At 52.0% G+C, this 24212-nt stretch carries 23 protein-coding genes; 15 read left to right on the top strand and 8 right to left on the bottom strand.

Features of this window, described 5'->3' with window-relative positions; translation table 11 throughout:
- Positions 1-9: 9 nt before the first annotated feature.
- The 5 genes from hycE to hycA form a co-directional block, all read right to left on the bottom strand.
- On the bottom strand, positions 10-1719 hold the full coding sequence (hycE, locus tag OGV75_RS08940; protein ID WP_286480567.1) for a formate hydrogenlyase subunit HycE: 1710 nt from the start codon (positions 1717-1719) through the stop codon (positions 10-12).
- 17 nt (positions 1720-1736) lie between these two features.
- Positions 1737-2660: a respiratory chain complex I subunit 1 family protein gene (locus tag OGV75_RS08935; RefSeq protein WP_016157320.1), complete on the bottom strand. Its 924-nt coding sequence runs from the start codon at positions 2658-2660 to the stop codon at positions 1737-1739.
- Between the two features lie 2 nt (positions 2661-2662).
- Complete coding sequence (gene hycC / locus OGV75_RS08930) at positions 2663-4489, bottom strand: formate hydrogenlyase subunit 3 (protein WP_016154188.1); 1827 nt, start codon at positions 4487-4489, stop codon at positions 2663-2665.
- Positions 4486-5097: a formate hydrogenlyase subunit HycB gene (hycB, locus tag OGV75_RS08925; protein WP_016154189.1), complete on the bottom strand. Its 612-nt coding sequence runs from the start codon at positions 5095-5097 to the stop codon at positions 4486-4488. Before hycB ends, hycC begins: the two co-directional genes overlap by 4 nt.
- A gap of 141 nt (positions 5098-5238) precedes the next feature.
- The gene (gene hycA, locus OGV75_RS08920) at positions 5239-5697 is read right to left on the bottom strand and encodes a formate hydrogenlyase regulator HycA (protein WP_016154190.1); all 459 of its coding nucleotides are present in this window, start codon (positions 5695-5697) and stop codon (positions 5239-5241) included.
- A 198-nt stretch (positions 5698-5895) separates the two neighbouring features.
- On the opposite strand from hycA, the gene hypA reads away from it, so the two are divergent.
- The 6 genes from hypA (at position 5896) to flhA (ending at position 11868) form a co-directional block, all read left to right on the top strand.
- Positions 5896-6267, top strand: a complete 372-nt coding sequence (hypA, locus tag OGV75_RS08915; protein WP_019077546.1) for a hydrogenase maturation nickel metallochaperone HypA — start codon at positions 5896-5898, stop codon at positions 6265-6267.
- 52 nt (positions 6268-6319) lie between these two features.
- Entirely contained in the window at positions 6320-7192 is an 873-nt protein-coding gene (gene hypB / locus OGV75_RS08910) for a hydrogenase nickel incorporation protein HypB (RefSeq protein WP_016154192.1), read from the top strand.
- On the top strand, positions 7183-7455 hold the full coding sequence (hypC, locus tag OGV75_RS08905; RefSeq protein ID WP_003037411.1) for a hydrogenase 3 maturation protein HypC: 273 nt from the start codon (positions 7183-7185) through the stop codon (positions 7453-7455). Before hypB ends, hypC begins: the two co-directional genes overlap by 10 nt.
- Positions 7455-8576 carry a hydrogenase formation protein HypD gene (gene hypD / locus OGV75_RS08900; protein WP_019077547.1) on the top strand — a complete coding sequence of 374 codons (1122 nt, stop codon included), beginning with the start codon at positions 7455-7457 and terminating at the stop codon, positions 8574-8576. Before hypC ends, hypD begins: the two co-directional genes overlap by 1 nt.
- Positions 8573-9583: a hydrogenase maturation carbamoyl dehydratase HypE gene (gene hypE, locus OGV75_RS08895; protein WP_016157324.1), complete on the top strand. Its 1011-nt coding sequence runs from the start codon at positions 8573-8575 to the stop codon at positions 9581-9583. The genes hypD and hypE overlap by 4 nt, the downstream gene beginning before the upstream one ends.
- Positions 9584-9789: 206 nt before the next feature.
- Positions 9790-11868 (top strand): formate hydrogenlyase transcriptional activator FlhA, encoded by a 2079-nt coding sequence (gene flhA / locus OGV75_RS08890; RefSeq protein ID WP_016157325.1) that lies wholly within the window; start codon positions 9790-9792, stop codon positions 11866-11868.
- Positions 11869-11974: 106 nt separating this feature from the next.
- Here the strand turns inward: flhA and OGV75_RS08885 are convergent, their stop codons facing one another.
- Positions 11975-12319: a nitrous oxide-stimulated promoter family protein gene (locus OGV75_RS08885; protein ID WP_003825888.1), complete on the bottom strand. Its 345-nt coding sequence runs from the start codon at positions 12317-12319 to the stop codon at positions 11975-11977.
- A 188-nt stretch (positions 12320-12507) separates the two neighbouring features.
- Between OGV75_RS08885 and OGV75_RS08880 the strand changes: the two genes are divergently transcribed.
- From OGV75_RS08880 to sitD, 4 genes are read left to right on the top strand one after another with little or no spacing between them, the layout of a single operon-like run.
- Entirely contained in the window at positions 12508-13425 is a 918-nt protein-coding gene (locus OGV75_RS08880) for a metal ABC transporter substrate-binding protein (protein WP_047414265.1), read from the top strand.
- Positions 13422-14237, top strand: coding sequence for an iron/manganese ABC transporter ATP-binding protein SitB (sitB, locus tag OGV75_RS08875; RefSeq protein ID WP_019077551.1), 816 nt, complete (start codon positions 13422-13424; stop codon positions 14235-14237). The genes OGV75_RS08880 and sitB overlap by 4 nt, the downstream gene beginning before the upstream one ends.
- A 2-nt stretch (positions 14238-14239) precedes the next feature.
- A complete protein-coding gene (sitC, locus tag OGV75_RS08870; protein ID WP_016154199.1) occupies positions 14240-15097 on the top strand; it encodes an iron/manganese ABC transporter permease subunit SitC in 858 nt (285 codons plus the stop codon).
- Complete coding sequence (gene sitD, locus OGV75_RS08865; protein ID WP_016154200.1) at positions 15094-15945, top strand: iron/manganese ABC transporter permease subunit SitD; 852 nt, start codon at positions 15094-15096, stop codon at positions 15943-15945. Before sitC ends, sitD begins: the two co-directional genes overlap by 4 nt.
- A gap of 108 nt (positions 15946-16053) precedes the next feature.
- On the opposite strand, the gene OGV75_RS08860 is transcribed toward sitD, so the two are convergent.
- Entirely contained in the window at positions 16054-16851 is a 798-nt protein-coding gene (locus OGV75_RS08860; RefSeq protein WP_103766749.1) for an EAL domain-containing protein, read from the bottom strand.
- A 228-nt stretch (positions 16852-17079) separates the two neighbouring features.
- Positions 17080-17682: a helix-turn-helix domain-containing protein gene (locus OGV75_RS08855; protein WP_016154202.1), complete on the bottom strand. Its 603-nt coding sequence runs from the start codon at positions 17680-17682 to the stop codon at positions 17080-17082.
- A 456-nt stretch (positions 17683-18138) separates the two neighbouring features.
- Here OGV75_RS08855 and OGV75_RS08850 point away from each other — a divergent pair, with 456 nt between their 5' ends.
- The 5 genes from OGV75_RS08850 to OGV75_RS08830 all read left to right on the top strand — a co-directional run bounded on the left by OGV75_RS08850 (position 18139) and on the right by OGV75_RS08830 (position 24201).
- Complete coding sequence (locus tag OGV75_RS08850) at positions 18139-18924, top strand: winged helix-turn-helix domain-containing protein (protein WP_286480566.1); 786 nt, start codon at positions 18139-18141, stop codon at positions 18922-18924.
- Positions 18924-19436, top strand: coding sequence for a YqeJ family protein (locus OGV75_RS08845; protein ID WP_016154204.1), 513 nt, complete (start codon positions 18924-18926; stop codon positions 19434-19436). The genes OGV75_RS08850 and OGV75_RS08845 overlap by 1 nt, the downstream gene beginning before the upstream one ends.
- A gap of 917 nt (positions 19437-20353) precedes the next feature.
- Positions 20354-20914: a fimbrial protein gene (locus OGV75_RS08840; protein WP_047414269.1), complete on the top strand. Its 561-nt coding sequence runs from the start codon at positions 20354-20356 to the stop codon at positions 20912-20914.
- A gap of 83 nt (positions 20915-20997) precedes the next feature.
- Positions 20998-21663, top strand: coding sequence for a fimbrial biogenesis chaperone (locus OGV75_RS08835; protein ID WP_249742571.1), 666 nt, complete (start codon positions 20998-21000; stop codon positions 21661-21663).
- A 33-nt stretch (positions 21664-21696) separates the two neighbouring features.
- Positions 21697-24201 carry a fimbria/pilus outer membrane usher protein gene (locus OGV75_RS08830; protein ID WP_286480565.1) on the top strand — a complete coding sequence of 835 codons (2505 nt, stop codon included), beginning with the start codon at positions 21697-21699 and terminating at the stop codon, positions 24199-24201.
- Positions 24202-24212 lie beyond the last annotated feature (11 nt).

Here is a 24212-nt window from a genome sequence, read left to right as displayed (position 1 = left end):
GGCGATTCCTTATTTCAGCGGCGAGTTTTTACGCTCGATGCTGTAGCGCTCAAGTTCTTTGTACGGCACGACTTTGCTCTTCTTCTTACGCACATCGACCACGGTCATACGGTCGGTACAGGAGTAGCAAGGATCGAGGCTACCGATAATCAGCGGGGCATCGGAAACGGTGTTGCCACGCAGCATGTAGCGCAGCGTCGGCCAGTTGGCGTAAGTCGCCGCGCGACAGCGCCAGCGATACAGTTTCTGGTTGTCGCCAGTCATACTCCAGTGGATGTCATCCCCGCGCGGCGCTTCAGCAAAGCCCAGCGCAAAGCGGTGTGGAATGTAGGTAAAACCTTCCACAACCAGCGGGCCGCCTGGCAGGTTGTCCAGACCAAAGTCGATCATATTCAGTGCGGTGTAGACTTCATTGATACGGACTTTCAGACGAGAAATAACGTCGCAACCCTGTTCACTGTGAACTTCCATCGGCAGCAGACCATAGCCCACAAACGGGTGATCGGCGCGGGTGTCACGCGCATGGCCGCTGGCGCGTACCATCGGGCCGACGTTACTGAAGTCACGGGCAATTTCCGGATCCAGACGACCAATACCTACGGTACGCTGTTCCATGTTCGGCGTGCTGAGCAGCATATCGACCAGTTCCTGCACGTCACGACGCATCTGCTGCGCCAGTTGACGGGTCTGGATCATATCCTCTTTCAACAGATCACGACGAATACCGCCGATCAGGTTCAGACCGTAAGTTTTACGTGCCCCGGTGAGGATCTCCGCCATCTTCATGGAGGTTTCACGCACGCGGAAGAACTGCATAAAGCCGGAGTCAAAACCGGTAAAGTGACAGGCCAGGCCGAGGTTCAGCAGGTGCGAGTGCAGGCGTTCAACTTCCAGCAGAATGGCGCGGATCATCTGCGCACGTTCCGGCACGACGATGCCCATCGCGTTCTCGACGGAGGTGGTATAGGCGGTGCTGTGCGCAAAGCCGCAAATGCCGCACACGCGGTCGGACAAGAAGGTCACTTCGTTGTAACCCATACGGGTTTCCGCCAGCTTCTCCATGCCGCGGTGGACATAGAACAGACGGTAGTCGGCGTCGATGATGTTCTCGCCGTCAACAAACAGACGGAAGTGACCGGGTTCATCAGAGGTGACGTGCAATGGGCCAATCGGCACCACGTTGTTTTTCTTGTCGCCCAGTTCGTTGATGAACTCGTAGGTTTCAGCATCGGTAGTCGGCGCGGGGCGCTGGCGATAATCCATGCTGTCTTTACGCAGCGGGTAGAGTTCGTCCGGCCAGTCATCCGGCAGTACCAGACGACGCTCATCGGGCAAACCAACCGGGATCAAACCGTACATATCGCGCACTTCGCGCTCGCCCCAGACCGCAGCAGGCACGCGCGGCGTGACGGACGGGAACTCCAGCTTATTAGCATCGACTTCAACGCGCACGGTAATCCAGCACTTGGTACCCTGCTCCATCGACAGCACGTAGTACACAGCATAATGACCGCACAGCTGACGTTCGTCGTTACCAAACAGCACGGACAACCAGCCACCCTGTTTGTAGTACAGGAACTCCACCACTTCCGGCAGGTAGTTCACCTTGACGGTGATCGTCAGCTGATCTTTGGTCTGCCAGGCTTCATCCAGCACGACGCCCGGGAAGGCCTGGTGCAGCGCCGCGAGATATTGTTGACCTAATTTTTCTTCAGACATGCTCAAACTCTCTTAAATCACGCCACCAGCAAGGAGACGAACGCTAAAAACGCAAACCCAAAACCGGCCCAGGTCACGCGTGAAGTGGCGCAAAAACGCAGACGCGCCATGCTGTTTTCGAACAGGGCGATGACCAGCACGCCGAGAACCAGTTTGACGACGGCAATCACCAGCGCCAGCAGCAGCCCACCCAAGGTGAAGGTTTCCATCTGTCCCCACGGCAGGAACACGCCAACGAACATTTGCAGAACGACCAGTTGCTTAAGGCTAATGCCCCATTTCAGCACCGCAAAACCGCTGCCGCTGTATTCGGTCAATGGACCTTCCTGCAGCTCCTGCTCTGCCTCTGCCAGATCGAACGGCAGTTTGCCCATTTCGATAAAGGTGGCGAAAGCACAGGCGCACAGCGCCAGAATCAACGGAATGCTGCGTGCAGCAGGCCAGTGATAAATGGTATCGGCGATATTGCTGATATGCGTTGAGCCAGCAACCTGCGCCGCTACCCACAGACCCAGCAGCAGGATAGGTTCAACCAGCACGCCGAGCATCGCTTCGCGGCTGGCGCCAATAGCGGTAAACGGGCTACCGGTATCCAGGCCCGCGATAGAGAAGAAGAAGCGGGCGATGGCGAACAGGTAAATTAAGGTGATCAGATCGCCCAGTTGCGGCAGTGGTGAGCCAACGGTCACTACCGGCAACGCGGTGGCGATAGTCAGCATCACACCCACCATCACAAACGGCGTCAGGCGGAAAACCCAACTGGAATCTGCAGGCGCAATGCTCTGACGGCCCAGCAGTTTGATAATGTCGCGGTATTCCTGCAAAACGCCCGGACCGCGACGATTGTGCAAACGCGCACGTGCCACGCGGGTAATACCGGACAGCAGCGGCGCAACGGCAAACAGCACCAGCGCCTGAATTAACGGATATAAAACACTCATTCTCAGGCTCCTCGTGAAACCACAATCACCACCAGTACCGCCAGCTCAATCAGCGCCAGGCGACGGAACAGCACCGGTGCAGCCGCATTCTGCCAGCCCGGAACCAGTGATACCGGATTCAGCCATTTGCGCAGTTTGAGTACCGGTGCAAAGGCTTCTTTCACCGGCATGGCAAAACCGTGTGCGGTAATGACCATTGACTGCTCGTGATCGTAACCACACACCCATGCCGCACCGCGTGAACGCGATGGCAGACGGTTGCCTTTGAAAATCGCCATGATGATGAACGGCAGCAGCGGACATGCGATCAGCAGCAGCGTGATCATTGGCTGAGAAACGGTGGTGTTCGCGGTTTCCAGCGGCAGCGGAACGGCAGCGGAGATCATCGGCAGCAGCCACGGCGCAGCAACGCCCCCAATCACGCAGCAGATAGCCAACGCAACTACGCTAACGCCCATCAGGATTGGCGCGCAGCAGGCATTTTCAGCTTCCTTCGTGCGCGGTGCGCCAAGGAACGTAACGCCATAGACTTTCGCCATACACATCACCGCCAGCGCGCCGGTAATCGCCAGTCCTACCGCCAGTAACGGTCCTAACAGACGACCGACAAACGCGCCGCTGTTGCCAAGCTTAAAGAAGGACTGGTAGATAACCCACTCACCGGCAAAACCGTTCAGCGGCGGCAGTGCGGCCATCGCCATCAGGCCAACCAGCATCGCCAGAGAGATAACCGGCATACGTTTACCGATACCGCCCAGTTTTTCGATATCACGATGACCGGTACGGAACCAGATGCTGCCTGCGCCCAGGAACAGAACGCTTTTGAACAGGCTGTGGTTTACCAGGTGGTACAGACCGCCGGTCAAACCCAGCGCAATCAGTGCAGGTTGATTCAGGGAAATTCCGGTTACGCCTGCGCCCAGACCCAGCAGAATAATGCCGATGTTTTCCAGCGTGTGGTATGCCAGCAGACGCTGAATGTTGTGTTCCATCAGCGCATACAGACCGCCGACAAACGCGGTGATCATTCCCAGCACCAGCAGCGTAATGCCCCACCACAGCGGCGCGTTACCACCCAGCAGCGACAGGGAGAGAATACCCAGCAGACCCACTTTCATGACGACGGTAGAGAACAGCGCCGCAGCCGGTGCGCTGGCGTTGGCGTGTGCCTGTGGCACCCATCCGTGCAGCGGAATAATCCCGGCCAGCAGGCCAAAACCCGCCACGCCCAGCAGCCAGATATCAGACCCGAGCGGCAGCTCCTGTGCGCGCAGGTCAAGCAGGCGCAGCTCCAGGGTGCCGTAGCGTTGCCACACCAGGTAGCAGGCAATAGCCAGCAGTAGCGTGCCGACGCGGCCCAGCGCAAACCACAGTTTGCCCTCTTTGCTGCAGCCGGTGAGGAACACGGCACACAGCGCCATGATTTCCGCCATCACCACCAGCGTTCCGAGGTTGCTGGCAACCACCGCACATACCGCCGCGGCCATCAGCAGATTCACCAGTAGCCCGTTGGCTTTTACCTGCGGATGGCGATGCCAGTCAATGTTGTACAGGCTGACAAACAGGCCGCACAGGCCCAGCGTAATCAGCCAGATAGCGTTCAACGGGGTAATTTGCACACTGTGACCAATAAACGGCATCACACCGCTTAAAGCCAGCGCATTAGTCAGTACGGTGAAACCCGCAGCCGCCGTACACAGGCTGCCAACCGCACCGCCAACCCCGGCAATCCAGCCGCTCAGCGGTTTATGAAATGAAAACAGAAATGCCAGAACCGCAGCCGCCGTAAACCAGGCTACGCCGCTGTTAATCAGTGAAATTGCGCTCATTTTGCATCCCCACTCTGAGCCTGCTGAAACAAGGTGAGATCGCCGAAGTCGGTATTGAAAGTCAGCTCACGCTTACGTTTGCTGGCGCGGGCAATATCCACGTTACTCACCAGGTGCAGGGCTTTGGTCGGGCACATGCGTACGCAGGCCGGACCAAGCTCGTCAAAACTGCACAGATCGCATTTCACCGCGATGGCACGAATACCCGGAACCCAGTCCAGCAACGTGCTCACGCGGGCAGGCGCTGGCGGAGCCGGAGGCGCTTTTGGCGTATTGGCGTTTGCCGGGATATGCAGCGGACGGCTACCGGAAAACTCAATCGCGCCAAACGGACAGGCAATCCCGCACAGTTTGCAGCTTACACACAGGCTTTCATTCAGCTGCACGGCACCATCAACGCGATTAATCGCATTAACCGGACAAACGGTGGCGCAAGGCGCATCTTCGCAATGGTGGCAAAGCTGCGGGGCGGATTCTTTTTCATTTAACATCACTTTCAGGCGCGGCATTGACTGCAGGCCATGCTGGCGATGTGTCTCTGAGCAGGCGGCTTCACAGGTGTGGCAGCCGATGCAAAGAGTGGAGTCAGCAATTACAAAACGATTCACCAGGCATTCCTCAGGTGATAGTCATTTTTGACGAAAACATGTCTGGAAAATGTCATTTCGACATTTTTCGACATGCCCATTCCCTAAACGTCGTGACGCAGTATGAAAGCGCATCATGACAAAAGTGGGCACACCCAAGGCTTAAGCCGGGCTATGTCCCTCAATCAGCTGGCTTAAATTCACCGGCATATTGTTTTCAACCGCGGTATAGAGGCTGTCGTAGACGGTGGCGATTTTTTCGAGATAGTGCTCCAGCACCTGCTCGCGATCGCGGTTGCTGATACGCTCATCAACCTTACCGTCGATGGTCAACTCAGCCTGTGCAATCAGTTGCTTATCATCACCGTCTTTCGTTTCAACGTAGTACTCGATGGTGTGGCTGTTAAAGCCGTCCGCCAGCGTGACGTAGATAGTGAAGTGTTCAAAAAGGACGAAGCAGAGATCCTTGTCCGGTGCGCAGCTCATTGCATGGTGCAAACGCGCTTTTGACAGGGTGATCCCCTGAACCAGCGAGTTGCAGTAAATACGCCACTGGTCCTGTAGGCGACGATGCCGTTCAGCGATGTAATCGGCTTTTTCGCTTATTTCCCAAATAGTCATGTCAGGTTACCCGTTTAGCAGAGATGAACAGCTTTAAGCACATTTCATGCCAAAATTAAAAACCTTAATTTTCATACAGATAAAAAATCAAAGAGCGGTGACGACATGTCATTTCGTCATCGTCGTCATTGTCACGATAGAAAAAATTCAAGCTGGCATGTTTATTGCTTTTAATACGGCAACTTCATAGGAGGCGGTATGCACGAAATAACCCTCTGCCAACGGGCACTGGAATTGATTGAACAACAGGCCACGCAATACGGTGCTCAACGAGTAACTGGGGTCTGGCTCAAAATTGGCGCATTTTCTTGCGTAGAAACCAGCGCTCTCGCCTTTTGTTTTGATCTGGTATGCCGCGGGACCCTTGCAGAAGGTTGTAAACTCCACCTCGAAGAACAAGAAGCCGAATGTTGGTGCGAATCTTGTCAGCAATACGTCACCTTACTGACGCAACGCGTGCGCAGATGTCCGCAATGCAACAGCGATATGCTGAGAATTGTGGCCGATGACGGCTTACAGATTCGACGTATTGAAATAGATGAAACTCCAGCGTCGGATGCCGACGCCTAAGCGTCATCATCCGGCAACTGAAGTATCGCAAGTAATAAATCAGGAGTGAGCGATGTGTACGACATGTGGTTGCGCTGAAGGCAACCTTTATATAGAGGGTGATGAGCATAATCCCCACTCGGCGTTTCGCAGCGCGCCATTTGCCCCGGCAGCTCGTCCGGCGCTGAATATTACCGGGGTGAAGACCTCCAGTTTCACACCGAGCCAGACCGAAGAAGGCGATTTGCATTACGGTCACGGTGAAGCAGGCACCCACGCGCCTGGCATGAGTCAGCGCCGAATGCTGGAAGTGGAAATTGACGTGCTGGATAAAAACAACCGTCTGGCCGAGCGCAACCGCGCCCGCTTTGCTGCCCGTCAACATCTGGTATTAAACCTTGTCTCAAGCCCAGGCTCCGGTAAAACCACGCTGCTGACCGAAACGCTGATGAAGCTCAAAGACAGCGTGCCTTGCGCCGTCATTGAAGGCGACCAGCAGACGGTTAACGATGCCGCCCGTATTCGCGCCACAGGTACGCCCGCCATCCAGGTCAACACCGGTAAAGGTTGCCACCTTGACGCACAAATGATTGCTGACGCCGCGCCACGTTTGCCGCTTGAAGACAACGGCATCCTGTTCATTGAAAACGTCGGGAACCTGGTTTGCCCGGCTAGCTTCGACCTCGGCGAACGCCATAAAGTGGCGGTGCTTTCCGTCACCGAAGGCGAAGACAAGCCGCTGAAATACCCGCATATGTTTGCCGCCGCGTCGCTGATGCTGCTCAACAAAGTAGACCTACTGCCGTACCTCAATTTTGACGTAGAAAAGTGCATCGCCAGCGCCCGGGAAGTGAACCCGGAAATTGAGATTATCCTGATTTCCGCCACCAGTGGCGAAGGCATGGACCAATGGCTCTCCTGGCTGGAGACGCAGCGATGTGCATAGGTGTTCCGGGTCAAATCCGCACCATTGATGGCAACCAGGCCAAAGTCGACGTTTGCGGTATTCAGCGCGACGTCGACCTGACGCTGGTCGGAAGCTGCGATGAACACGGTCAACCCCGTCTGGGCCAGTGGGTACTGGTCCACGTCGGCTTTGCCATGAGCATCATTAATGAAGCTGAAGCGCGCGACACGCTCGACGCGCTGCAAAACATGTTTGACGTTGAGCCGGATGTCGGCGCGTTGTTGTATGGCGAGGAAAAATAATGCGTTTTGTTGACGAATACCGCGCACCAGAACAGGTGATGCAGTTGATAGAGCACCTGTGTGAACGTGCCGCACACCTCCCCTACACTGCTGAACGTCCGCTGCGCATCATGGAAGTGTGTGGTGGTCATACCCACGCTATCTTCAAGTTCGGTCTCGACCAATTGTTGCCCGACAACGTCGAGTTTATTCATGGCCCGGGCTGCCCGGTTTGCGTTCTGCCGATGGGCAGAATCGACAGTTGTGTGGAAATCGCCAGCCATCCGGAAGTGATTTTTTGCACCTTTGGCGATGCGATGCGCGTTCCGGGTAAACAAGGTTCTTTGCTACAAGCCAAAGCGCGCGGCGCGGATATCCGCATCGTCTATTCACCGATGGATGCGCTGAAGCTGGCGCAGGAAAACCCAACGCGTAAGGTTGTGTTCTTTGGCCTGGGTTTTGAAACCACAATGCCAACCACCGCCATCACCCTTCAGCAGGCAAAACAGCGTGACGTGCAGAACTTTTACTTTTTCTGCCAGCACATCACGCTTATCCCTACGCTGCGCAGCCTGCTGGAACAGCCGGACAACGGCATCGACGCCTTCTTAGCGCCGGGCCATGTCAGCATGGTGATTGGCACCGATGCCTATAATTTCATTGCTTCAGATTTCCATCGTCCGTTGGTGGTCGCCGGTTTCGAACCGCTCGATCTACTGCAGGGCGTGGTGATGTTGATTGAACAGAAGATTGCCGCGCATAGCCAGGTTGAAAACCAGTATCGCCGCGTGGTGCCGGACGCCGGTAACCTGTTAGCGCAACAGGCCATCGCCGAAGTGTTCTGCGTCAATGGCGATAGCGAATGGCGCGGTCTGGGCGTCATTGAATCCTCTGGCGTTCACCTGACGCCAGACTATCAGCGCTTTGATGCCGAAGCGCATTTCCAGCCAGCGCCGCAGCAGGTGTATGACGATCCGCGCGCGCGTTGCGGCGAGGTATTGACCGGCAGATGCAAACCGCATCAGTGCCCGCTATTTGGCAAAACCTGTAACCCAGAGACCGCGTTTGGCGCCCTGATGGTCTCCTCAGAAGGCGCATGTGCCGCCTGGTATCAGTATCGTCAGCAGGAGTGTGAAGCATGAACAGCGTACAACTCGCCCACGGTAGCGGCGGTCAGGCTATGCAGCAGTTGATCAACAGTCTGTTTATGGAGGCTTTTGCTAATCCGTGGCTGGCGGAACAAGAAGATCAGGCCCGTCTGGACCTGGCGCAACTGGTTGCAGAAGGCGATCGTCTGGCGTTTTCAACCGACAGCTATGTTATCGATCCGTTGTTCTTCCCGGGTGGCAATATCGGCAAGCTGGCCATCTGCGGTACGGCTAACGACGTGGCGGTCAGCGGCGCGATCCCTCGCTACCTCTCCTGCGGTTTTATCCTCGAAGAGGGTTTGCCGATGGAGACGTTGAAAACCGTCGTCAACAGTATGGCGGCGACCGCGCGTGAAGCAGGCATCGCCATCGTTACCGGCGATACCAAAGTCGTGCAGCGCGGCGCTGCAGACAAGCTGTTCATCAACACGGCCGGAATGGGGGCGATCCCCGCTAACATTCACTGGGGCGCACAGACGCTCGGCCCTGGCGATGTGCTGCTGGTCAGCGGTACACTTGGCGATCACGGCGCAACTATCCTTAACCTGCGCGAACAGCTGGGTCTTGATGGCGAACTGGTCAGCGACTGCGCGGTATTGACACCGCTTATCCAGACGCTGCGTGATATTCCCGGCGTGAAGGCGCTACGTGACGCGACCCGTGGCGGCGTGAATGCGGTAACGCATGAGTTTGCCGCCTCATGCGGGTTTGGTATTGAGCTGTCTGAAGCGGCCCTGCCCGTGAAGCCCGCGGTGCGTGGCGTTTGCGAACTGCTGGGTCTGGATGCGCTTAACTTTGCTAACGAAGGCAAGCTGGTGATTGCCGTTGAGCGTCAGGCTGCTGAAACGGTGCTTGCCGCGCTGCGCGCACATCCGTTAGGACGCGATGCCGCAATGATTGGTGAAGTGGTAGAACGCAAAGGTGTGCGTCTTGCCGGACTCTACGGCGTGAAACGCACTCTCGATTTACCACACGCCGAACCATTACCTCGTATATGCTAACAGCCGGTTGGCAGCAAGCTGTAGGCCGGGTAAGACGCATTTGCGTCGACATCCGGCCTTAACGCTGCAATATCACCTGATGGCGTTTTGCCGATCGGGTCTACGGTTCGTGTAGCAGGACCAGTCCGGCAATAATTTACGACTTATACCTATAATTCATTTACCGTTTTCGCACCGTTCTGCGGTGCTTTTCCTGGAAAAGCAATATGTCGTATACACCGATGAGTGACCTCGGACAGCAAGGCCTGTTCGATATTACTCGTACATTATTACAGCAGCCCGACCTGCCGTCTCTCAGCGAGGCGCTTTCGCAACTGGTCAAGCGTTCAGCGCTGGCCGACTGCGCGGCTATTGTCTTATGGCAGGCACAAACGCAGCGTGCGCGTTATTTTGCGACGCGTGAAAATGGTAACCCCATCGATTATGAAGACGAAACGGTGCTGGCGCATGGCCCGGTACGCCGTATTTTGTCTCGCCCCGATGCGCTGCACTGCAACTATCACGAGTTTAACGAAACCTGGCCACAGCTGGCCTCTGGCGGGCTGTATTCTAAATTTGGTCACTACTGCCTGCTGCCGCTGGCGGCAGATGGACGAATCTTTGGCGGTTGCGAATTTATCCGTAACGAAGACCAACCGTGGAGTGAAAAAGAGTACAACCGGCTGCAGACCTTCACCCAAATAGTCGGCGTCGTTGCTGAACAAATTCAAAGCCGGGTCAGCAACAATGTCGATTACGATCTCCTGTGCCGTGAGCGTGATAACTTTCGCATCCTGGTCGCCATCACCAATGCTGTGCTCTCCCGCCTGGATATTGATGAGCTGGTCAGCGAAGTCGCTAAAGAGATCCATCACTACTTCGACATTGATGCCATCAGCATCGTGTTACGCAGCGATCGCAAAAACAAGCTCAGCATTTATTCCACTCACTATCTGGATGAACATCATCCGGCACACGAACAAAGTGAAGTGGACGAAGCTGGCACGCTCTCTGAACGGGTCTTCAAAAGTAAAGAGATGCTGCTGATTAACCTGAGCGAACGCGATACCCTGGCCCCTTACGAAAGAATGTTGTTCGAAACCTGGGGCAACCAGCTACAGACTCTGTGCCTGCTGCCGCTGATGTCCGGCAATAATATGCTCGGCGTACTTAAGCTGGCGCAATGTGAAGAGAAAGTATTCACCACCGCCAATCTCAAACTGCTGCGCCAAATCGCAGAACGCGTGGCGATCGCCGTGGATAACGCCCTCGCCTACCAGGAGATCCACCGCCTGAAGGAGCGGCTGGTCGATGAAAACCTGGCGCTGACTGAACAACTCAACAACGTGGAAAGTGAGTTCGGAGAAATCATTGGCCGCAGCGAAGCGATGTACAGCGTACTCAAACAGGTCGAAATGGTGGCGCAAAGCGACAGCACTGTCCTGATTCTTGGTGAAACCGGGACGGGTAAGGAGCTGATTGCACGAGCAATTCACAACCTGAGCGGACGTAACGCCCGTCGGATGGTGAAAATGAACTGCGCGGCAATGCCTGCCGGATTGCTGGAAAGCGATCTGTTTGGCCATGAGCGTGGCGCATTTACCGGGGCCAGCACACAGCGGATTGGACGCTTTGAACTGGCGGACAAAAGTTCGTTATTTCTCGATGAAGTTGGCGACATGCCGCTGGAGCTTCAGCCCAAGCTGCTGCGCGTTCTGCAGGAGCAGGAGTTTGAACGTCTGGGCAGCAATAAGCTGATCCAGACCGACGTTCGCTTGATCGCTGCCACTAACCGCGATCTGAAAAAGATGGTCGCCGATCGCGAGTTTCGTAACGATCTCTACTATCGACTGAACGTCTTCCCGATCCATCTACCGCCGCTGCGCGAGCGCCCGGAAGATATTCCGCTGCTGGTGAAAGCCTTCACCTTCAAAATTGCCCGCCGGATGGGGCGCAATATCGACAGCATTCCCGCCGAAGCCCTGCGTACGCTGAGCAACATGGAATGGCCGGGTAACGTGCGCGAGCTGGAAAACGTCGTAGAACGCGCGGTTCTGCTCACCCGGGGCAACGTGCTGCAACTGTCCTTGCCGGATGTAATCGCTATGGCGCCGTCTACGCCGCCGGTGGCGACCGAAGTCGCGCAGGATGGCGAAGATGAATACCAGCTGATAATGCGCGTTCTGAAAGAAACCAATGGCGTTGTCGCCGGTCCTAAAGGCGCGGCACAAAGACTGGGGTTGAAACGCACAACGTTACTCTCGCGCATGAAGCGCCTGGGCATTGATAAGGACGCACTGGTTTAACGGATTATTGCCCGATAGCGCTACGCTTATCGGGCCTACGCCACTGGTGCGTTTGTCTTTGTCGGCCGGATAAGGCGCAGCCGCCATCCGGCATAGAATTGCTAAATCACTTCTTCCGCTGGTATTTCTCGGGTAACTCCGGCACCGGACGTTTGTCATCAATCAGATGACGCACGGTCAGGATCGGATGACGCCAGAGCATTCTGGGTCCAGCCCAACGCATAATTTGCTTCATCTCTTCGCGTTTAGCGGGCTGGTAACAGTGCACCGGACACTGTTTGCAGGCCGGTTTTTCCTCACCAAATACGCATTTATCCAGGCGCTTTTGCGCATAGGCAAACAACGCATCGTAATGCCCCGGTTCATCTGAAGCCTGCGGACACTGGCTCTCATACAGCGAGATCATTCTCTGGATCGTCATTTTCTCACGTGCAATACGTTTGCCGGACATGATGCCTCCATAATTAAGTTGCATAAATAATACACCTTAACTAAGCGCAGGACTATTACCTGGCGGTGATACATTCCTTAGCACCCTACGCAAATAAGAATTATTTTCATTTGTTTATGCCATGTGCTATATAACATAGCAAAGGCTATATTCGATGATAAATTAACCACTTTGTTGTGAGGGATACTATGCCGCATCTGCCCCATCTGAAGTCATTTCTCCTTGCCAGCGTGTTCACGGCGCTTACGCTGTCACCTGCCTGGGCGAAAGAAAAGTTCAAAGTGATAACCACCTTTACGGTGATTGCCGATATGGCAAGCAACGTGGCAGGTGACGCGGCGGACGTCAGTTCCATCACCAAACCCGGGGCAGAAATTCACGAATATCAACCCACACCGGGGGATATTAAACGGGCGCAAGGCGCACAGCTTATTCTCTCCAACGGCCTTAACCTCGAACTATGGTTTGCCCGCTTCTACCAAAATTTGTCCGGCGTACCGGAGGTCATGGTCTCAAATGGCGTGCAGCCAATGGGTATCAGCGAAGGGCCATACAACGGCAAACCGAATCCGCATGCCTGGATGTCAGCGGAGAACGCGCTTATCTACGTGGATAACATTCGCGATGCGCTGATGAAATACGATCCCGACCATGCCGCAACCTACCAGAAAAATGCGGAGAATTATAAAGCGAAAATCCAGCAAACTCTGGCGCCACTGCATGCAGAACTGGCGAAGCTCCCTGCAGATAAACGCTGGCTGGTCACCAGCGAAGGCGCATTCTCTTACCTCGCGCGTGATAACGGCCTGAAAGAGCTGTATCTATGGCCGATCAATGCCGATCAGCAAGGCACGCCCAAGCAGGTACGCAAAGTGATCGATGCGATCAGAAAACATCAAATCCCTACCGTATTTAGCGAAAGCACCGTGTCCGACAAACCTGCGCGTCAGGTCGCCCGCGAGTCTGGCGCGTATTACGGCGGCGTGCTGTATGTCGATTCGCTCAGCGCTGCCGATGGTCCGGTACCGACCTATCTGGATTTACTGCGCGTGACGACAGAAACCATCGTCAGCGGCATCAACGACGGGTTAAGGAGCCAAAAATGAGTCAATCTGCGATTACCGTGAATCAGGTTACGGTGACGTATCGCAACGGCCACACCGCGCTGCGGGATGCCACTTTTCAGGTTCCGGGCGGCTCAATTGCCGCTCTGGTCGGCGTAAACGGTTCGGGAAAATCAACGCTTTTTAAAGCGCTGATGGGTTTTGTCCGGTTGGCGAAAGGGGAAATATCGATTCTGCAACAACCGGTTAATAAGGCGCTCAAACAGAATCTTATCGCCTATGTCCCCCAGTCAGAAGAGGTGGACTGGTCGTTTCCGGTACTGGTGGAAGATGTAGTGATGATGGGCCGCTTTGGCCATATGGGGTGGCTGCGTCGACCAAAACAAATCGACCACGACTGCGTGGATGCGGCGCTGGCGCGGGTAGATATGCTGGACTATCGCCATCGCCAGATAGGTGAACTGTCCGGCGGGCAGAAAAAACGCGTTTTTCTGGCAAGAGCCATCGCACAGGACGGGCAGGTTATTTTACTGGATGAACCCTTCACCGGCGTGGATGTGAAAACCGAGGCCCGGATCATCGATCTGCTGCGTGAACTGCGTGATGAAGGCCGGACCATGCTGGTCTCTACCCATAATCTGGGATCCGTCACCGAATTTTGCGATTACACGGTGATGATTAAGGGCACGGTGCTGGCAAGTGGGCCAACCGAAACCACCTTTACCCACGAGAATCTCGAGCTGGCATTCAGCGGCGTTCTGCGTCACGTCGCGCTGAGCGGCGGTGAACAACACGTGATTACCGATGATGAACGTCCGTTTATTTCGCGACGCGCGGCAAGCGAGGGGGAGTAATCATGAACTGGCTGACGGAGCCGTTTGGCTACCAGTACATGCTCAACGCCATGTGGGTTTCGGCGATGGTCGGCGGCCTGTGCGCATTTCTCTCCTGCTATCTAATGCTCAAAGGCTGGTCGCTGATTGGCGATGCGCTGTCGCACTCGATCGTTCCAGGCGTAGCCGGAGCCTATATGTTAGGGCTTCCCTTCGCGCTGGGCGCATTTCTTTCCGGTGGACTGGCGGCGGGCAGCATGCTGTTTCTCAATCAGCGTTCACGCCTGAAGGAAGATGCCATTATCGGGCTGATTTTTTCGTCCTTTTTCGGTATCGGGCTATTTATGGTGTCGCTTAATCCGATGTCGGTGAACATTCAGACCATTATTCTGGGTAACATCCTGGCGATTGCGCCGGAAGATATTCTGCAACTGGCGATCATCGGCGTGGTTTCGCTGACCATTTTGTTTTTGAAGTGGAAAGATCTGATGGTGGTCTTTTTTGATGAAAACCACGCGCGGTCTATCGGTCTGAATCCGGGTCGGCTGAAGCTGTTGTTTTTTACGTTGCTCTCCGTTTCCACGATCGCCGCACTGCAAACCGTCGGCGCCTTTCTGGTGATTTGCCTGGTGGTTACGCCCGGTGCGACGGCCTGGCTGCTGACCGATCGTTTTCCTCGCCTGCTCACCATCGCCGTGGCGCTCGGCAGCCTGACCAGCTTTTTCGGCGCCTGGCTAAGCTACTGGCTGGACGGTGCAACCGGCGGAATTATCGTCGTTCTGCAAACGCTGCTGTTCCTGCTGGCATTTGTCTTCGCACCAAAACACGGTCTGCTGGCAAATCGCCGCCGCGCCCGTCTGGTGAACAAGGAGCAAGTATGATCTTAACAACGCTGCTGGAACCTTTTCAGTTTAGCTTTATGGTTAATGCGCTGGTCATCTCTACCATCGTCGCTGTGCCCTGCGCGCTGTTGTCGGTATTTTTAGTACTCAAAGGCTGGGCGTTGATGGGCGATGCCATGAGTCATGCCGTTTTCCCAGGGATTGTACTGGCGTGGATTGCGGGCATTCCGCTGGCAATTGGCGCGTTTATCGCCGGTCTGTTCTGCGCGGTGGCGACCGGATACCTCGACGATAACAGCCGCATTAAGCGCGACACCATCATGGGTATTGTTTTCTCCGGGATGTTTGGTGCGGGTCTGGTGCTGTACGTCTCTATCCAGTCAGAAGTCCATCTCGATCATATTCTGTTCGGCGACATGCTGGGCGTATCTTTAAGCGATATCATGCAAACCGCGGTTATTACTCTGGGGATCGCGCTTATCATCGGACTTAAATGGAAAGATTTGCTACTGCATGCGTTCGACCCACATCAGGCAAAGGCCAGTGGGCTTAACACCGCACTGCTGCATTACGGCCTGTTGTGCATGATCGCCCTGACGATTGTCGCCACGCTAAAATCGGTAGGGATTATTTTGTCAATTTCATTACTGATTGCACCTGGCGCCATCGCGATTTTAATGACGAGGAAATTTTCCCACGCCTTATGGCTGGCGGTGGCGATGTCGGTCATTACGTCATTTATGGGCGTGTACCTGTCATTTTTCATCGACAGCGCACCGGCTCCCACCATAGTCGTACTATTTTCTCTGCTGTTTGTGATTACCTTTATTTATGCAACCCTGCGCGATCGGCGTTTAGAGAATCAGCTTCAGCTGCAGGATCCGTAAATTATGGGTCAGCTAATGTTCTTGATATTAATATAGCCTCCGCCAGGAGGTTATATTATCGGCAGATTACAGCATCGTGATGATACGTTTAAATAAACGGATTATAGATTACTCTAACGTGAACAACGGTTGTGGCTTGCCAATGTGGTATCCCTGTAACCACCCGACATTCATATGTTCCAGGTGCATCTGGATTTCGGCACTTTCAACAAACTCGGCGACAACCTGCATACCTTTCATTGCCGCAACCCGGCAGAAAGATTCGATGATATAGCGACTAACCTCACATTTTATAATCCTACGAACGAAAGACCCATCAATCTTCAAAATATCTGCTTCAATGTTCATCAGGCGTTCATAGCTTGCAAACCCGGCACCGAAGTCGTCAATCGCGATCCGACATCCCAATTGACGTAGTAAGCGTAGTGTATCTGCCGTGTGTTCTTTATCTGACAGGGTATCAGCCTCGGTTATCTCAAAAATAATCCGTTGCGGTATCACCACATATTCCTGCAACAACGCAGTTATCTTTGCAACGATACCTGAACGACATAGCGTCACTGGCGCCAGGTTAATGGAAAAACAACTCAGCGGATGGTAGCGCATGTACTTCAGGGTGTTCTCAATAACCCAAAGATCGATATCGGGTGCTAACCCTGTGTCGCGTGCAACCGACAGAAAATGGTCAGGGGAAAGAAATTCCCCGTGCTCATTGAGCATGCGGATCAATATCTCATGATAGGATTCATCACCACGAGTACTGACGATAGGCTGGGCCAGCAGGACAAAGGTATTGTGATCCAACGCGTTTTGCAGTGCAGCGCGAACATCCGTTGTATCGGTAGTAGGGTTGCCAAACAGTCGGCTATGCTGTGCCTCAAGGTTTTCCGGCCTGCCGTTGGTCATTGGCGATATGACTTTTGTTATTATTGGAGGGAACATCATATTCATATCAAATTAATAAATAAATACTAATTTATAGATAAAAATGGACATTCCGCGTAGCTGGCATCAGCGGTGAAGAAAAAGACAAAAACCAACATACTGATAATTAACAAAAATCACAAACCCAGTTTTTGCATTATCATTCCAGCTGAGTGCAAAAAAACACGTCAGATGCTTTTAATGTTAACTTTAACATACAAAAAAAGAGAGTTTCCCTCGCTTCATAATTATTTTTCCGTCACTCACTAACTCCTGCAATACTTTGTGGATAGCACTGCGTGAGATATGATTTCGAGCGAGAATGAATGTATACACAGATGTGTTTTCACGCATCTCAGGCTCCATCGACCAAATATATTTCAGGTGTTCAATAATCAATTCACGGATAGTGCGATGCGATTGCAATTTTTCTCGCTGAAAATAGCGTTGCAGATGTAGCGTTAAAATATCAAATGCATGTTTCCAAAGATTCTTTGCAGTGAACAAAAGTTCGGCATTGGGTGCACTCATCGCCCACATTTCACAATCGGTATCACAACGTAAATAGTGTCCGGCAACTTCCGTACGCATTTGTGGCAAGCCGAGGATAGCCGGTGCAGATATACTTACCATCACTAAATCATTTTCCACACGATGAACAGAGACGGCCCCTTTCTCCAGAAACAAGATATTTCCATCACTCTTCAGATCAATACGCTGGCGTTTTTTGCGTAAGGACAGCCAGGCATTATCTGACTTTTTCATTTCATCACCAACAAGCACTACAGCATTTTCAATATCTTTCTGGAACATGGGACTCTCTACCGCAAATTATGGCTTTGTCAAAACGAGGGTGGAATTTTACTCAACACGAAAAATAAATGTCAGCTCACCAACAAGCTGACATTTATTCCCATCTACATCTACCACCGGCATTCCCTGGTGACGTTGACGCGTTCAGACTCATGCTGTTTTCGCGTGGTGGCGCCAGGCAGTATATGACGCTGTCCATAAAGAATTAATGGCAATCATCTTTGTCGTTGTTATTTCATCTTTCTGTTCTTTGCAATGTAGCCAAAAAGATACAATGCATTGATTTATATATAGTTTATTTTCATTAAAAAGTTATCATTGTTGTTATATTATGATACGAAATTGAAACACTTCGCGGTTCTCGCTGCAGGGTCGGGTCCATACTGGTGGTCTTTATGGACTAAGTGGTATCATGACTCGCCAACCGCCTGGCGCACCAGCAAGAGTAGAAACATCATGTCTGAGACTGGCAATGTCAGTTATCTGATTGAAAAAATAATAATATTTACGCCAGCTACACAATCTCTGGCGCGGATAGATCAACCCAATCAGCGGATAAAACTCAAACACTCGGCGTCATTATGTCTTTTATTACTTATTCAACATCGCGGGCAAGTGGTTTCCCAAAACGAACTACTGGAATTCGGCTGGGGTAAAAATCACCGCCAGGTGAGCTTCAACGCCTTTTATCAAAGCATTCTCTCTTTGCGCAAAAGTTTGCTGCAGCTGGAACTGGAGCAACCGCTTATCACCACGATCCCCCGCAAAGGGCTGATCATCCAGGAAGAATTCAATATTCAGGTGATTGAAACTCCGGAGGAGAGCGTATCTTTTACAGCAGAACCTTTAGTGCCGGATGTCGCCATCGAAGAACTGTCAGATGACACAGCGCGCCAACCTTTGATAACCACTGCTGAAATGGTAATACTCACCATTACCCTGATAATTTGTGTGCTTATAATGTATCCGTGGCAAACCAGTGATAACTATTTCTCCGGCTATATCACCGCAGACAACGCCCCCACTGACTGTCAGTATTATTTTAATAATGATGCCAGTAATTTCTCCCGACATACGGCATTTATCAACAAAAATCCTGGGCTGTGTCAGAGCCATAAATTTATCTATATCACCACCTACCCTGAATCCAAGAAATTATCCGTGCTTGTATGTCGCTCACCGATGAAAAACAGGCAGGAAAACGCCTGTCAGTCGGTTTATTACCCACGGTATGATAGCTAATGAATTTTTATTCCCGAACGCCCCGCATCCAGACAGGTATTATCCTGTTGCTTTGTTTTGCTGCGCTAATTGTTACCGCCGTCTACCGGTACAGTAAAAACAATGGTCAGTTACATAATCTGACCTGTCGGTCTGCCATCGAGATTGTACGCAATACAAGCTCATTCCGAGGGATCATTGATATCAAAACCGGCGGCAGCAAAGGTATTGTGAATATTGATGGCATTATCAAAGATGCCGAAAATAATGAGCAGACCGTGCAACGCATGGTACTTTTTACACAATCCAGCTACGGCTCAAGCCCGGTTTGGATTTCGCAGAAAATCCAAATCTCCAATCGCGAAACAGCACCCGCCAGTCTCATTCAGGAACTCCTCCCCGACTTCTTCCTGACCAACACCAGCGTATCCAACGTCGATTTTTTTGCGCTGAATAGAGAGACGTATTTGATTACCAAAGAGGGGATCCCCTATCTGTACTGCCAGAATTATGCGTTGCCGGAAAATGAATAATCAATAAGCGAAGATTAAATAAGAGCAAAAACGATTTGAAAGAGTCACTTGATACTGACTTCGCGAACCACACGCCAGTGATGCCTTGGTGTGTTAATGCTGATTAATAAAGATTATTTTCTCTCATAATATAAAAAACCCATTCTAATCTACACTACCATAACTCACTGATTATGCGAACATTGTTACCCTGCTCGTCCAGCGTTATAACTTTCTGGTTTTCCAATAATCTCTTCCCTCTCTGACCGCCAGTAATAAATGTCACCGACAGTTGTATATTGATGCAACGATGATTTTATAGCTCGGGCGACTTTTCAGGCGCAGAGTTAGCGGTGAAATTTGAAGGTGTGCCAAGCTGATATTCTGCAATGCGGCACAATCATCCGGTCAGACAGGTATTGATCATGTTCATAACCCGATTGATTGCCCTGCCCGGGAGTCAACTTTAGCCCAGAACCGACACGGCAATTGTATCTAACGCGTTTATTTTATTATTTTTTTGATAATAATTTGTTAATCAATTTATTCACTCGCCTATTCAGCTGTTCTGCAAAAACGTCATTTGCAGCTTTTGCCCATCATCTAACCAGTAATTACTTTCTTAACGCTAGCCTCTTCATCCCCTCGCTCATGATATAAATTTATAAAAAACATTAAAAATAGCATTTTAATCTTAAAAAAATAATTTAATCGATATTTACATTTACCAAATATGCAAACAATGGTCTTATATTCCAACCTTACAGCGTGACGCGAAATGTTGTTCTGCAACCGAATGCGCCACTCCAGAGAAGGTGAAATGAATCATCAACATCTGTTCAGATGCCAGGGATGATGTAGCGCGAACCAGGGAGCAGGGAAAAAGTTTCACGCTACTGACAAAAGTAAATTTGATTATGAAAATGGGATATACACAAATGTTTAACAAAACATTCATCGTAGCGGCATTGATGGTTTCCGGCTCTGCATTTGCAGCTGAATCAACCGGCGTAGCGGGTGGCACTATTACCTTTAACGGTTCAGTGTCCGATACCACCTGTAACGTGGTGACCAATAACGGTTCAGACTTCACGGTAAACCTTTCCCCTATTGCTGTGGGTGATATGGGCACCACCGCCGGTGTTGTTAAAACCAACGCCAAAGACTTCACCATGAATCTGAAAAACTGCTCTGCGGCATCGGACGAAGCTAAAACGCTTAAAATCACTTTCAGCAGCAGCAACCTGTCGGATGACGCTAAATACCTGAAAAACTACAGCGACAATGGCGCCGAGGGTGTGGGTATTGCGCTAACCAAAGACGGTAACACTGCCGTACCGTTTGATACCGCTTTCGATACTGGTCTGAGTTCCGCTGACGCTGCCACCGAAGATGGCGTCACACTGACCATGTATGCCAACTACTACAACTACGGTGGCGCGGCCGTAACAACCGGTAAAGTAGTTACTGACGCAACTTATTCCTTCAGCTACGACTAACTCATTCAGCCGGGGTCTCCCCGGCTCTCCTCTACGACATTATGAAAACTCTGATATTTTTTCTTGCGGCTACGTTCATTTCCATGAATGCCAGCGCAAGCGTTGTGATCAACGAAACGCGTGTTATTTATCCGGCCAGCGCCAAATTTGTGTCGGTGCAACTGGTAAACGACAGCGAACAAACCCATCTGGTGCAGTCCTGGATTGACGAGGGCGATGCTTCCGCCGCGCCGGAGAAAGTCAAAGTGCCGTTTTCTCTGCTGCCTCCGGTCGTAAAAATGAGCGGACACGCCGGACAGGCTCTGAAAATCTCGGCGATGAACACCCATTCGCTGCCAAAAGACCGTGAAAGTGTGTTCTGGCTTAACGTTCTGGATGTCCCTCCTGTCCCTGAAGGCAGTGGAGATAGCTATCTACAAGTGGCCATTCGCAATCGTATAAAATTGTTCTATCGTCCGGATCAACTGAGCGATCTCGACAGCAGCGTGGCGGAGAAAATTACCGTTTCGACTTCTGGCGGTCAAACTTGCCTGAAGAATAATTCGCCATATTACATGACCATCCCTCAGGTCGTGACATGGCAGGGGGGCGAGCTAAAGCAAAGCCGAAAAGATAATTTACTGGCTGAGACTGCGTTTATACCGCCGTTTGGCTGCGCGCTGGTATCCAGCAAAATTCAGTCCGGTGGGCAATATCGCCTAACCTGGCTTGATGATTATGGCGCAAAGAGATTCAGCACTATCCACTGATATCCCAGATAAATGACTCCAGGTTCAATTCTGATGAAAAACAGTTCTCTGTTTCGTATAAGTTTGCTAGTTCACTCTGTCAGCCTCGCGATATTTTCATACGGCGCGTTGGCGGAGGATTTTAATAGCAGCCTGCTGGTAGGTAATTCAGCAGATATGGACTGGAGTAATTCTCGGCTGGTTATGACGCCGGGGGCTTATGATTTGGATGTTTATGTGAATAACGTCTGGCGCGGGAAATTTAATATTTCCGTCGCTAATGACGATAAAGGTACTCTGCTTATTAATAAAAACGACGCATCTCTACTGGATATTCAGGGGCTGGATGATATTGTAAATAAAAGCACCGCTGAAAAGCTCGACGTTAATACCCTGCTACACGGAGGGAAAAGCGCCCTGATACCCGGCACACTGCGTCTGGATTTAGAAGTACCTCAGGCTTTCGTAAAAGAATATAGCCGTAACTGGGTGTCACCGCAAAAATGGGATCAGGGAATTAATGGCCTGTATACCAATTACAATTTCAACTATTACAATTTTCACGGCCTGCAGAATGGCTATAGTGACAGCGATAATCTGTATTTATCGCTGAACAGCGGACTAAACATGTATGGCTGGCATTTTCTCGATAGCTCATCGTGGATGCGCTACAGCGCAATGAACAAAGGTAGCTGGATAAATACCACGCGTTTTGTTGAAAAACCAATTGCGGCAATCGATTCGATACTGCGCATTGGTCGAAGCTATACGACGTCTGATTATTTTGACACGGTCCGTTTTCGTGGGGTGACACTGAATAAAAGTCGTCAGATGTTACCGGACAGCGAAAACGTTTATATGCCAGTGATCGAAGGTGTTGCAACCAGTTCAGCGGTGGTCAGTATCTCCCAGGATGGTCATATCATCCACCAGATCAATGTCCCACCAGGTCCCTTTGCCATCCGCGATCTGATGCCTACCGGCTCACGCAGCGATTTATCCGTCGAGGTAAAAAACACCGGCGGCAACATTGAGCGCTTCATTGTGCCATTCTCCTCGATCCCGGATATGCAGCGCCCCGGCAGCAGCGACTATCAGATTAACGTCGGGGCGGTGGACATGCGCAACGTCGACGATAGCAGCCATTTTACCCAGGTGAGCTATTCACGTGGGGTGAATAACTACCTCACCGCGTCAGCGGGCGGGATCTGGAGCCAGAATTATCAGTCTCTGCTTCTGGGAGGAGCGGTTTCCATCCCCTACGCTGGGTCACTCTCGGCTTCCGTGGAGGAGTCGCAGTATCGTCTGCCTGGCGATAGCCGTCGCCACGGAGAAAAATACGCGCTGTCCTGGAGTAAATACTTCCCGACCCGCACCAATATTTCGCTGGCTTCGTATTATTACCGTACTCAGGATTACGCTTCTTTTAGCGATTATATCCTGACCAAATCCAATATTAAGGATTATGGCGGAACGGGCACCTCAACGATCAACAGCAAACAAGCCTTTAGCGCCAATATTAATCAGCCGCTGGGGGAACAATTTGGAAGACTGTCGCTTTCAGCCTACTGGCGCGATTACTGGCGCGGTCAGAAAAGTAGCCGTCAGTACAACCTGACCTGGAGCAATGCCAGTCACGGCGTCAACTACTCGGTTTCGCTGCGCCGCTCGGAGGTTACGCAGTCCTATTACGACTATGAAACCAATTATGAAGGCGACCTGGTGAGCGCGTTGCGTTCACGCGGTAAGACGGAAAACAACCTCTATTTTTCTGTCACGATACCGATGTCGATATTCGGCAGCGGCGGCAGCCTGTCTTCTCATGCCAGCGTGCAGAACGGCAAATATTCCTCTTCTGACGTCAGCATGAGCGGGAATATGCATGATGTTGACTACAGCCTGATGCTGAGCCACGACAGTGACAACGATTCGCGGGCAGCCGATCTCTACACCAGCTGGAAAAATGACTATACCAGCATGAACAGCGGCGCGACGCTGGCCCGTGAATATCGCCAGCTAAGCCTGGGTGCCAGCGGCAATCTGCTGGCATGGAAGGGTGGGCTGCTGGCGTCTCCTCATAACGGACGTAATTTTGTCATTATTGAAGCGCCAGGAGTGGTGAACGCGGTCGTTAACGGCGATACCTCCGCACACACCAACAGCAAAGGTATCGCCCTCATCACCAGCGCGACACCGTACCGACAGAATAATTTCCATCTGGAGCAGGATGGAACCCAAAAAAGCGACGTCGACCTTGAAGGTAATTTACTCAATGTGGCGCCGTACGAAGGCAGTATCAGCTGGCTGAAGTACAAAACTGACACGCGCAGACTCTTCACTTTTGATGTGCAAACCGCTGAAGGGGGTCAGTTACCGTTTGGCGCGGTTGTCAGCGGTGCCGGGAATGAAGAAGTCGGCTATGTCGCACAGGGGAGTCAGATTTTTATTAAGTCAGAGACGCTTCCCGCCAGCCTGAAGGTGAATATCAGCAAAGGTAAGACTAAAAAATTCTGCACTATTTCCCAGCCTGCAGAGCATGCTGAAAATATTTGTCGCTAACTCAGTTTACT

The organism is Citrobacter sp. Cb028 (assembly GCF_030336705.1).
Taxonomy (GTDB): domain Bacteria; phylum Pseudomonadota; class Gammaproteobacteria; order Enterobacterales; family Enterobacteriaceae; genus Citrobacter; species Citrobacter braakii.
Note: the sequence above shows the minus strand (reverse complement) of the source record. Positions and strands in the feature narration are given on the sequence as shown.